Source organism: Sulfurivirga sp. (assembly GCF_015490265.1).
Taxonomy (GTDB): Bacteria; Pseudomonadota; Gammaproteobacteria; order Thiomicrospirales; family Thiomicrospiraceae; genus Sulfurivirga.
Window position 1 is genome coordinate 1 of the sequence record NZ_WFYD01000111.1, and the last position, 10,615, is coordinate 10,615.

Sequence of the window (10,615 nt, forward strand, 5' to 3'; positions counted from 1 at the left end):
ACCTCCGTCACCGACACCCGCTCTCCCCACAGTTCCACTCTGGCGCCCGGCCTCAGCCCATCGCGCCGAGGGTGATCGGTCAGATCCACGGTGAGCATGTCCATGGAAACCCGCCCCGCCAGTGGCACACGGGCACCGTCCACCCACAGGGGCGTACCATCTGGTGCGTGGCGAGGGTATCCGTCACCGTAGCCGGCCGCCACCACACCAATGAGACTGCGACGGGAAGCCGTCCAGCGCAGGCCGTATCCGACGCTTTCTCCCGCATCAAGCCAGCGCAGTGACAGCAGCGCGCTTTCAAAACGCATGACCGGCTTCAACTCGTTCAGCAGTGGCGTGGCCCCATAGAGGGCAATGCCGGGGCGCGCCCAGTCCAGATGGGTGTCCGGATAACGGATCAGTGCGGCGGAATTGGCGAGACTTCTCTGCCCATCAAAGACTTGTGACGCCTTCATGAATCGCTCTGTCTGCACCACCGTGAAGCTGTCTTCTGCTTCATCCGCACAGGCCAGGTGGCTCATGACATGGCATTGGGCGCCCGGCAGCAGCCGGTGCACATGTTCTGACACCCGCGCCGCCTCCCGCCAGTCGAATCCGAGCCGGTGCATGCCGGTATCCAGCTTGATCCACAGCTGCCATGGATGATGTGGGGCGGCTTCCGCCAGCCACCGTATCTGTTGCTCGGTGTGCACCACCAGCGAAAGGTTCAACTGCTGGGCGGCGGTCACTTCTGCAGGCTCATAGAGGCCTTCCAGCAGCAGTATCGGGCTGTTGATGCCGAGCCTTCGCAGCTGCTCGGCCTCCTCCAGCGTGGCCACTGCAAAACCATCGGCGCTGCCGGCCAGTGTCCGTGCAGCGAATGCCAGTCCATGACCATAGGCGTTGGCCTTGATCACTGCCCAGATGCGTGTTTGCGGGGCAAGCTGGCGCAGCAGGGTCAGGTTGTGGCGCAGGGCGGCGGCCGACAGCGTGACACGGGCGGGGCGCATCAGTAGCTGTCGCTCCCTTCCACCGCCTCCACCGGTACATAGCTCTCAAAACGGGTGTATTCGCCGATGAAGGTCATCAGTACGGTGCCGATGGGGCCATTGCGGTGCTTGCCGATGATGATTTCAGCCACACCCTTGCGGTCCGTGTCCGGGTTGTAGACCTCATCCCGGTAGATGAACATGATCAGGTCGGCATCCTGCTCGATGGCGCCGGACTCCCGCAGGTCGGACATGCGCGGGCGCTTGTCCGGGCGCTGCTCCAGCGACCGGTTGAGCTGGGAAAGGGCGATGACCGGAATGTTCAGTTCCTTCGCAAGCGCCTTGAGGCCGCGGGAGATCTCGGAAATCTCGTTGACGCGGTTTTCCGCGTTGGCCGAGCCGCGCATCAGCTGCAGGTAATCGATGACGATCAATTGCAGGCCTGTGATATGGGCATCCAGTTCCGCTTCGGGCACGCCCTTTTCCTGTGCCGCCTTCTTCTGGGCATCCCGCACTTCCTTGTCGATACGTCGCGCACGGGCTCGCAGCTCGTTGACCGACAGTGCGGGCGTGTCGTCGATAAAGATGTTGGCCTCGCTCAACACGGCCACCGCCCGGCTGAGATTGCTCCAGTCCTCCCCTTCCAGCTTGCCGGTGCGGATGCGCTGGGAAGGAATGCGGCCGATGGAGCTGAGCATGCGCATGACCAGCTGCTCCCCCGGCATTTCCAGACTGAAGATGGCGACCGGCTGTCTGCCGAGCGTGGCGATGTTTTCGGCGATGTTGATGGAGAAGGTGGTCTTGCCCATGGAGGGCCGCCCGGCCACGATGATCAGATCCCCCGGCTGCAGACCGGCGGTCATCTCGTCCAGATCCGGATAATGGGTGGCGATGCCGGTGATGGGGCTGTCGGACTGAAACAGCTTTTCGATATGGTTGACCGCCTCGGTGAGCAGATCGCTGATGGCCATGTACTCCCGCTCCCGATCACTGCCATGTTCCGCGATGGCCAGAATACGGGTCTCAGCCATGTCCAGCAGGTCGCGCATGCTCAGCTCGCCGGGGAAATAGGCCTGCTCGATGATTTCGTTGCAGGCAGCGATCAGCTGGCGCTGAATGGCCTTTTCCCGCACGATGCGGGCGTAGTGCAGCACATTGGCGCTGCCCGGAGTGGCCTTGACCAGCTCGACGATGAAACGCTTGCCGCCGATCTCCTCCAGCTTCTGGCTGGACTGCAAGTAGTCCACCACGCTGATGGCATCATAGGGCCGCTCATGCTGGTGCAGATGGGCGATGGCCTCGAACAGCACCCGGTGGGCGGCGATATAGAAGTCGTCGGCATTGATCAGCGCGCTGACCTCCTCGAAGTGAGCGCTGTCGATCATCATGCCGCCCAGAACGGATTGCTCCGCCTCAAGCGAATGGGGCGGCACCTTCATCCGTTCAGCTTCGCGGTCGGCGCGACTGGGGAGTGAGAGCGGTTCTGACATGCTGGCTATTCTACCAAGGGGACCCGGCTGGACGGCAGCCTGACCGGATAAAAAAACGGCCCGCACTGGGCGGGCCGTCTTACATCAGCCGACAGGCGGAACTTATTCCGCGGTTTCTTCAGGCTGTACATCCACCGTGATGGTGGCAATCACATCAGGATGCAGCGCCACGTCGATCTCGTAGGTGCCCACCTGACGGATGGCGCCTTCGGGCATGCGCACCTGCTTGCGCTCGACGCCATAACCTGCTTCGTTCAGCTTCTCGGCGATGTCGTGGGTGCCGACGGAGCCGAACAGCTTGCCTTCATCACCGGCAGTGGCCTTGATGACGAACACCTGACCGTGCAGCTTTTCGTACTCGGCCTGAGCGTTGGCCAGCTGCTCGGCGGCAAGACGCTCCAGTTCGGCACGGCGTGCCTCGAACTCTTCCATGTTCTCCCTGGTGGCCGGCTTGGCCTTGCCCTGGGGAATCAGGAAGTTGCGGGCATAACCCGGCTTGACGGAAACGACGTCACCCAGATTGCCCAGGTTCTGCACTTTTTCCAACAGAATGACTTTCATGATCTAATCCTCATTGTTAGGCATTGCATAGCGTTGACGCAGATCCAGCCACAGATCGATCAGGGCCAGCAGCGCCAGCAGCAGAATCACTTGCGGGAACAGCATCAGCAGCACATAGGTGGCGAACAGCCAGTTGCTGCTCATCTGACGTCGGTCCACAAGCGCATGGATGACGGCCAGCCCCTGAAACATCAGCCCTGCGGACAGCACGCCGAACAGTTCCGAGATCAGCCCATGCTGGCCGGGACCGATGATCAGGCCCGCCAAAGCCACCAGACCGGTCAGCCAGATGAACTGGCGTGGCAGCGTCAGGTTATGGAACTCCTGACGAAAACGGCCTTCGTCATAGAGCGCCGCCTGCCACCAGCGGGCGAACAGCACCATGCCGATCCACAGGATGGTCATGGACATGGCCAGCATGGTGGTGGCCAGCTCGGCCAGCTGCTTCCAGGTGGCCGCATCCAGCGACACCTGTGCCTGCTCCATGGCAGGCTGAAACACGCGCTTGAGCACATCCTGCCACCAGGCCACGGTGTCTCCCACGGCCAGATGGAAGCCGATGACGGCCACGCCCACCAGCCAGACCACCATCAGAATGGTACTGGCCAGGCTGCCGGTCTGCCGCAGTACGGCGGCAAACAGCCAGGCGGGCAGTGCAAACTCCAGCAGGCCGACCAGACCCGTCCATGGGGTACCAAGCACCAGCTGACTCAGCACCAGCAGGGTCGCACCCCCTGCCGCCATGACCTGCGTCCCCTGTCTGATGCCCACCTGGAGGGTGACCAGCCCGATGCCGGCGCCGAGCAGGAATCCCACCGGCGAGAACAGCAGCGTCAGCACCGCCAGCGCTGCTGCGGCCAGATAGGCCTGCTTCGGCCCCTCCATGAAATAGCGGGCAAGAAAGAGCATGCCGATGCGTTCCCCGCCGAATTACTTGTGCTGATCCGTAAACGGAATCAGGGCAAGAATGCGCGCCCGCTTGATGGCCCGGGTCAGCATGCGCTGATGCTTGGCGCAGGTGCCGGTGATGCGGCTGGGCACGATCTTGTAGGTTTCAGTCAGGTAGGACTTGATGGTGTCCAGATCCTTGTAGTCGATTTCCTTGACGTCGTTCGCGCAGAATTTGCAGTATTTCTTGCGTCCAAAACTTCTAGCCATCGTCAGTACTCCTTAGGCCTCTTTCGCGTTGTTCAGCGGAGACGGCGTGGTGATCGCCTCATCGCGGCGGATGATCATGTCGCGCAGAATCGCGTCGTTGTAGTAGAACAGGTTCTGCAGCTCGGACAGGGTGTCGTTGTCGCACTCGATGTTCATCAGCACATAGTGCGCCTTGTGCACCTTGTCGATCAGATAGGCCAGCTGACGACGGCCCCAGTCTTCCAGTCGGTGGATCTTGCCACCATTCTCTTCAATGAGGGTGCGATAACGCTCGACCATGGCGGGCACCTGCTCGCTCTGGTCGGGATGCACCATCAGCACGATTTCGTAATGACGCATGGTTTACTCCTTATGGATCATTGACGGTCATCAAATGAGCCTTCCCGACACCCAGTCGCAACCGGCTGCGGGTAAGGCAAGGCAATGGGGTCTCCCCCATTTTTGCAGGCTGCGAAAAATCCGCACCCTGAAAAACCGGAAAATTATACGCGAAACAGGCGGAAAAACAATGAAATAGCCGCTTCAAAGAGAGAAAACGACCTTTTTGAAGCCTCTGTTCATGGGCCGAGCCGGCAGTGACGTTGGCAGGGAGATGACTGCGACGACACACCTGAAGGAAAAGAGAGTTCAGGCGGCTCCTTCGTCCAGCTCTGCCAGAATGGCTTCCAGCGCCTGCAGCGGGTCATGGGCCCGTGTCACGGGACGCCCAACCACCAGATAGTCACTGCCGACGGCGCGGGCCTGGGCTGGTGTCATGATGCGAGTCTGGTCCCCCTTCTCCGCCCAGGCGGGCCGGATGCCGGGAGTGACCAGCTTGAACGTCTCCCCCAGCTCTGCCCGGAGCATTCGGGCTTCCTGCGCGGAACAGACCACGCCATCCAGCCCCTTCTCCCGCGCAAGTCTGGCCAGGCGGAGCACGTTGGCGGTCGGATCGGGCGCCAGTCCGACGGCCTGAAGGTCCGCCTCACCCATGCTGGTAAGAATGGTGACGGCGATCAGCAGAGGACGATGGTCGGCCGAATCGACCGCTTCTCTTGCGGCTGCCAGCATGGCAGGCCCCCCAAGCGCATGGACATTGACCATCCACACCCCCAGATCAGCCGCTGCGCGCACGGCCTGGGCCACGGTATTGGGAATGTCGTGGAACTTGAGGTCGAGAAAGACATCAAACCTCCGCTCGACCAGCTTCTCCACCATGGTCGGCCCGCCACGGGTGAACAGCTCCTTGCCCACCTTGACGCGGCACAGGCGGGGATCCAGCTCGGCGGCCAGATCCAGCGCCATATCCGGTGTGTGAAAATCCAGAGCGACGATCAGCGGCGTAGTGCATTCAGCCATGAGGTTTGTCCGGCAGGGTGTTGGATGGAAGGGCCTTTTCCACCTTGTGGCGCTTGAGCTCCAGTTTCTCGGCCTCACAGGCGTCCAGCTTGCGTCGCAGGCTGCGACGGGCCAGACGCCAGGCCAGCCATTGCGCCATGCTGTAGAAGAGCATCACGATCATACCGGCGGCAAAGGCCAGCGCCAGCAGCACCGACAACGGCCACTGCACCTGCCCACCGGGAAAGTTGAACGGCACCGCCTGCGGGTTGAGCACACCCATCACAACGCCGGCGGCGGCAAACAGACCAAGCAGAATCCACTGAATCAGGCGGCCCATGTCAGCGAATGATCTCCGTGACCGCCCGGGAGGCGTTGACCATCTCGCGCAGTGCCTTGCCCGGCTTGAAATGAGGCACGCGGCGCGCCGGCAATGGCACCGGCTCGCCCGTCTTGGGGTTGCGCCCCATGCGTGGCGCCCGCTCGTGCAGGCTGAAGCTGCCGAAGCCGCGGATTTCGATGCGCTGCCCCTGTGCGAGCGCATCGATCATGGTATCCAGCAGGGTGTTGACCGCCTGCTCGATGTCCTTGTGAGGAAACTGCTCCAGCTTGAAGCCGAGGCTTTCAATCAGTTCTGACTTGGTCATGGATGGGCCAACCTGAAGTTTCGAGGGACTTTTTCAAACCGCCACGGCATGGCGGCTTGAAAAAGCCCCCGAAGGGGCTTTTGTGGTAAACCGCAGAAGCGATCACTCGCTCTTGAGCTGATCCTTGAGCAGATCGCCCAGCGTGGTCGCAGCACGTTCCTGATTGGCCGTGTACTGCTTGATCGCTTCCTTCTCTTCCTTGCTGTTCTTGGCCTTGACAGACAGGGAGATGGAGCGGTTCTTGCGATCAATGTTGGTGATCATGGCCTCGACCGTGTCGCCTTCCTTCAGGTCAGCCACGGTGTCATCCAGCTCGCTGCGACGCAGATAGCCTGTGACTTCATCGGCCAGTTCCACCTCGAAGCCCTTGTCATCGGCGGACTTGACCGTGCCAGTCACGATGCTGCCCTTGCCGTGTTCGGCCACATAGGTGGAGAAAGGATCCTGCTCCAGCTGCTTCAGACCCAGGGAGATGCGCTCCTGCTCCGGGTTGATGGCCAGAATGACCGCTTCCACCTCGTCGCCTTTCTTGAACTTGCGGATCGCCTCTGCGCCCGGCTCGTTCCAGCTGATGTCGCTCATGTGGATCAGGCCGTCGATGCCCCCTTCCAGACCGACGAAAATGCCGAAGTCGGTGATGGACTTGACCACACCCTTGATGCGCTCGCCCTTGGTGTGGTTGTTGGCGAAGGCTTCCCACGGGTTGGGCTGGGTCTGCTTCAGGGACAGGCTGATGCGGCGGCGGTCCTGATCCACATCCAGCACCTTGACCTTGACCTCTTCACCCAGTTTGACCACCTTGGAGGGATGGATGTTGCGGTTGGTCCAGTCGAGTTCGGAAGTGTGCACCAGACCTTCGATACCGTCCTCGATCTCGACGAAGGCACCATAGTCGGTGATGTTGGCCACCTTGCCCTCGACTTCGGTGCCGATGGGATAGCGAGCCACCAGATCCTTCCAAGGATCGTCCTGCAGCTGCTTCATGCCCAGAGACACGCGGTTGCGTTCCTGGTCATACTTGAGCACCATCACCTCGACTTCATCACCCACGTTCAGCAGCTCGGAGGGATGATTGACACGACGCCACGCCATGTCGGTGATGTGCAGCAGGCCGTCGATGCCACCCAGGTCGATGAAGGCACCGTAGTCGGTCAGGTTCTTGACGATGCCCTTCAGCACCGCGCCTTCCTTCAGCTGCTTGAGCAGCTCTTCGCGGTCGGCGCTGTATTCTTCCTCGATGACCGCACGGCGGGAAACGACCACATTGTTGCGCTTGCGGTCCAGCTTGACGATCTTCAGTTCTACTTCCTTGCCTTCCAGGAAGCTGAAGTCGCGCACGGGACGGATATCCACCAGTGAGCCCGGCAGGAACGCGCGCACGCCATCGATGTCCACGGTCAGACCACCTTTGACCTTGCCGGTGACACGACCGGTGACGGTCTCGTTGTTCTCCATGGCCGCTTCGAGGCGGTCCCAGGTCTTGGCGCGCTTGGCCTTCTCACGGGACAGGCGGGTTTCGCCAAAACCGTCTTCCAGCGCGTCCACATATACCTCGACGGCGTCTCCGACATTGACGGTCAGCTCGCCGTTTTCGTCTTCGAATTCCTTGCGCGGAATGGCGGACTCGGACTTCATGCCGGCGTCCACCCAGACATATTCCTTGTCGATGTCTACGACCGTGCCGATGACCAGCGTGCCGGTCTTGAATTTCTCATCCTGCAGGGATTGTTCAAACAGTTCAGCAAAAGATTCACTCATGGATATCAGTCCAACTCAGTTTTCCGCCGCAGGAGACTTCCGCTTGGGGAGACGAAGCCACCTGCGGTTCAGTTGATCATGCGGCCGGCCCCAATCCGGCCACCCCATCTTTCACGTCAAAACGCAAAAAACGAGAAACGAAAAAAGCCCCGACGGGCTTTCAGTCATCGTGCGGGCCTGTCCGGCTCAGCAGTCAATACCGCGAGCGCGGATGACCTCGCAGGCCCGCTCCACCACCTCGTCGATGCTCAGATCACTGGTGTCAATGACCACCGCATCGTCGGCCGGCACAAGCGGCGCCACCGCCCGGTTTCGGTCGCGGGCGTCCCGCTCGCGAATCTCCCGGACAATTTCATCAATGTTAGCATCCAGCCCCTTTTCTTTCAACTGCTTATGACGCCTTTCAGCCCGCACTTCCGGGCTGGCGTCCAGAAACAGCTTCACCTGCGCCTCGGGAAAGACCACCGTGCCCATGTCACGGCCATCCGCCACCAGCCCCGGCGGCCGGGCGAAATCCCGCTGACGCTGCAGCAGCGCCTCCCGCACCGCTGGAATGGCCGCCACCTTTGAAGCCACTCCGGCCACCTGTTCGGTGCGGATGGCGTCAGTGATGTCCTCGTCCTCGAACCAGACGCGTCCGTCCTGAAAGCGCACCGGCAAGTGACGGGCAAGGGCCACCACGGCCGCCTCATCGTCCGGAGCGTGCCCGGCGTGCAGCACACCCCACGCCAGCGCCCGGTAGATGGCGCCGCTGTCGAGAAAATTGAACCCCAGCCGCTCCACCAGTCGGTGGCTCAGGGTTCCCTTGCCCACCCCGCTGGGACCGTCCACGGTAATGACAGGCACACCGCTCATGACTGTTCAACCTCAATCTGCATGCCGGCGCCATTGGCCAGTTCCACGAATGTGGGGAAGGACGTGGCCACATTGGCACAGTCGTCAATCACCACGGGGGAAGGCGCACGCAGCGCCGCGATGGCCGACGCCATACTGATGCGGTGATCATGGTGACTGTCAATCACCCCCTGCTGTGGCTGGAAGGGATGGCCACCTCGGATGATCATGCCGTCCGGTGTGGGTTCGGCGTCCACACCCAGCGTATGCAGCGCATCGGCCATCACCTGAATGCGGTCCGACTCCTTGACCCGCAGCTCCTCGGCCCCACGGAGCACGGTGGTCCCCTCCGCCACGGCCGCGGCCACGAACAAGACAGGAAACTCGTCAATGGCCAGTGGCACCAGCTCCGGTGGAATGTCGATGCCATGCAGGCGGCTGCTGCGCACACGGATGTCCGCCACCGGCTCTCCACCCACTTCCCGCGCGTTTTCCAGTGTAATGTCCGCCCCCATCAGTCTGAGGATGTCGATCACGCCGGTGCGGGTCGGGTTGACACCCACATGTTCGATCAGCAGATCGGAATCCGGGGCGATGGCCGCACCCACCATGAAGAATGCAGCGGAGGAAATGTCAGAGGGCACGTCAATGTGCGTCGCCCTGAGCTTACCACCACCGGTCAGGCAGATGCGGGTTCTCCGGCTGTCCAGTTTCTCGCTGCGCACCTCATAGCCGAACCCGCGCAGCATGCGTTCGGTGTGATCCCGTGTGGGGGCCGGTTCGGTGACACAGGTCTCCCCCTCTGCATAGAGCCCGGCCAGCAGAATGGCGGACTTGACCTGGGCGCTTGCCATGGGCAGGGTGTAGTCGATACCCTTGAGCCGGTCACCCACCGGATGCACATGCAGCGGCGGCGTGCCACCGGGTGCGGTGTCGATGTGGGCGCCCATCAGACCGAGCGGGTCGGTCACCCGCTTCATGGGACGCCTGCTGAGGGAGGCATCGCCTACCAGCGTCGCTTCGAACGCCTGTCCGGCCAGAATGCCCGCCATCAGACGCATGGCCGTGCCGGAGTTGCCCATGTCCAGCGGTTTACCCGGCGCTTTCAGACCACGCAGGCCGACCCCATGAATGACCACATGGCCGTGATCCGGCCCTTCGATGCGCACCCCCATGTCACGGAAGGCCTGCAGGGTGGCCAGACTGTCGGCCCCCTCCAGAAACCCCTCCACCTCGGTGGTGCCTTCGGCAATGGCCCCCAGCATGACGCTGCGGTGGGAGATGGATTTGTCACCCGGCACACGGACGCGGCCACGCAGGCTGCCCCCGGGTTGAACGATGAATCTGACCTGACTCATGAACCTTCTTTCCTGTTGACGATATGTTGGTCCCGGGCTTTTTTCGCACCGTCGAACAGCTGGTAGAGCGCCTCGGCGTTGCGCGTTTCCACGGCTTCGATCATGCGGTCCAGCTCTGACCGGTAGTTGCGCAGCCACTTGGCGACGGCGGCGTGATTATACAGAGCAATGTCCCGCCACATGGTGGGATCCGACGAGGCGATGCGGGTGAAGTCGCGGAAGCCGCCGGCGGTGTAGCGGAACACATTGCCCAGCTCCGGATGGTCGTTGAGCAGATCCACCAGCAGATAGGCCAGCAGATGCGGCAGATGGCTGGTGGCGGCAAACACCTCATCGTGGAAGGCCGGCGTCATGCGCTCCACGCAGGCCCCCACGGCCTGCCACATGCTCTCCACCCGTTTCACCGCCCGGGCATCCGACGACTCGGCCGGCGTGAGGATGACCCGATGGTCCACATACAGTTCCGCATCGGCGGCCGCCACACCGCTGAGCTCCTTGCCGGCAATGGGGTGTCCGGGCACGAA

General features: G+C 62.0%; 13 protein-coding genes. All 13 read right to left on the reverse strand.

Features of this window, described 5'->3' with window-relative positions; translation table 11 throughout:
- Positions 1-989 (reverse strand): alanine racemase (alr, locus tag F8K16_RS07240; protein WP_294948749.1); only part of this gene is annotated, 989 nt, incomplete at its 3' end.
- A complete protein-coding gene (dnaB, locus tag F8K16_RS07245) occupies positions 989-2,458 on the reverse strand; it encodes a replicative DNA helicase (RefSeq protein ID WP_294948752.1) in 1,470 nt (489 codons plus the stop codon). The genes dnaB and alr, both read right to left, overlap by 1 nt.
- A 102-nt stretch (positions 2,459-2,560) precedes the next feature.
- Positions 2,561-3,019 carry a 50S ribosomal protein L9 gene (gene rplI, locus F8K16_RS07250; RefSeq protein ID WP_294948754.1) on the reverse strand — a complete coding sequence of 153 codons (459 nt, stop codon included), beginning with the start codon at positions 3,017-3,019 and terminating at the stop codon, positions 2,561-2,563.
- A gap of 3 nt (positions 3,020-3,022) precedes the next feature.
- Complete coding sequence (locus tag F8K16_RS07255) at positions 3,023-3,928, reverse strand: DUF2232 domain-containing protein (protein WP_294948756.1); 906 nt, start codon at positions 3,926-3,928, stop codon at positions 3,023-3,025.
- Between the two features lie 21 nt (positions 3,929-3,949).
- Positions 3,950-4,177, reverse strand: a complete 228-nt coding sequence (gene rpsR / locus F8K16_RS07260) for a 30S ribosomal protein S18 (protein WP_294948758.1) — start codon at positions 4,175-4,177, stop codon at positions 3,950-3,952.
- Between the two features lie 12 nt (positions 4,178-4,189).
- Positions 4,190-4,516, reverse strand: a complete 327-nt coding sequence (rpsF, locus tag F8K16_RS07265) for a 30S ribosomal protein S6 (RefSeq protein ID WP_294948761.1) — start codon at positions 4,514-4,516, stop codon at positions 4,190-4,192.
- 288 nt (positions 4,517-4,804) lie between these two features.
- Positions 4,805-5,515, reverse strand: a complete 711-nt coding sequence (gene pyrF, locus F8K16_RS07270) for an orotidine-5'-phosphate decarboxylase (protein WP_294948763.1) — start codon at positions 5,513-5,515, stop codon at positions 4,805-4,807.
- Positions 5,508-5,834, reverse strand: coding sequence for a lipopolysaccharide assembly LapA domain-containing protein (locus F8K16_RS07275; protein ID WP_294948766.1), 327 nt, complete (start codon positions 5,832-5,834; stop codon positions 5,508-5,510). Before F8K16_RS07275 ends, pyrF begins: the two co-directional genes overlap by 8 nt.
- A gap of 1 nt (position 5,835) precedes the next feature.
- The gene (locus tag F8K16_RS07280; RefSeq protein WP_294948768.1) at positions 5,836-6,141 is read right to left on the reverse strand and encodes an integration host factor subunit beta; all 306 of its coding nucleotides are present in this window, start codon (positions 6,139-6,141) and stop codon (positions 5,836-5,838) included.
- Positions 6,142-6,243: 102 nt separating this feature from the next.
- Positions 6,244-7,899, reverse strand: a complete 1,656-nt coding sequence (gene rpsA, locus F8K16_RS07285; RefSeq protein ID WP_294948770.1) for a 30S ribosomal protein S1 — start codon at positions 7,897-7,899, stop codon at positions 6,244-6,246.
- Between the two features lie 186 nt (positions 7,900-8,085).
- On the reverse strand, positions 8,086-8,754 hold the full coding sequence (cmk, locus tag F8K16_RS07290) for a (d)CMP kinase (protein WP_294948773.1): 669 nt from the start codon (positions 8,752-8,754) through the stop codon (positions 8,086-8,088).
- Complete coding sequence (gene aroA, locus F8K16_RS07295; RefSeq protein WP_294948775.1) at positions 8,751-10,091, reverse strand: 3-phosphoshikimate 1-carboxyvinyltransferase; 1,341 nt, start codon at positions 10,089-10,091, stop codon at positions 8,751-8,753. Before aroA ends, cmk begins: the two co-directional genes overlap by 4 nt.
- Positions 10,088-10,615, reverse strand: a 528-nt coding sequence (locus F8K16_RS07300) for a prephenate dehydrogenase/arogenate dehydrogenase family protein (protein ID WP_294948778.1), incomplete at its 5' end; no start/stop codon positions are given. The genes aroA and F8K16_RS07300, both read right to left, overlap by 4 nt.

Coding starts and splice junctions, on each gene's coding strand:
- cmk (WP_294948773.1), bottom strand. CDS start 8,754: ATGAGCGGTGTGCCTGTCATTACCGTGGACGGTCCCAGCGGGGTGGGC.
- pyrF (WP_294948763.1), bottom strand. CDS start 5,515: ATGGCTGAATGCACTACGCCGCTGATCGTCGCTCTGGATTTTCACACA.
- aroA (WP_294948775.1), bottom strand. CDS start 10,091: ATGAGTCAGGTCAGATTCATCGTTCAACCCGGGGGCAGCCTGCGTGGC.
- rpsA (WP_294948770.1), bottom strand. CDS start 7,899: ATGAGTGAATCTTTTGCTGAACTGTTTGAACAATCCCTGCAGGATGAG.
- rpsR (WP_294948758.1), bottom strand. CDS start 4,177: ATGGCTAGAAGTTTTGGACGCAAGAAATACTGCAAATTCTGCGCGAAC.
- rplI (WP_294948754.1), bottom strand. CDS start 3,019: ATGAAAGTCATTCTGTTGGAAAAAGTGCAGAACCTGGGCAATCTGGGT.
- F8K16_RS07280 (WP_294948768.1), bottom strand. CDS start 6,141: ATGACCAAGTCAGAACTGATTGAAAGCCTCGGCTTCAAGCTGGAGCAG.
- F8K16_RS07275 (WP_294948766.1), bottom strand. CDS start 5,834: ATGGGCCGCCTGATTCAGTGGATTCTGCTTGGTCTGTTTGCCGCCGCC.
- F8K16_RS07255 (WP_294948756.1), bottom strand. CDS start 3,928: ATGCTCTTTCTTGCCCGCTATTTCATGGAGGGGCCGAAGCAGGCCTAT.
- dnaB (WP_294948752.1), bottom strand. CDS start 2,458: ATGTCAGAACCGCTCTCACTCCCCAGTCGCGCCGACCGCGAAGCTGAA.
- rpsF (WP_294948761.1), bottom strand. CDS start 4,516: ATGCGTCATTACGAAATCGTGCTGATGGTGCATCCCGACCAGAGCGAG.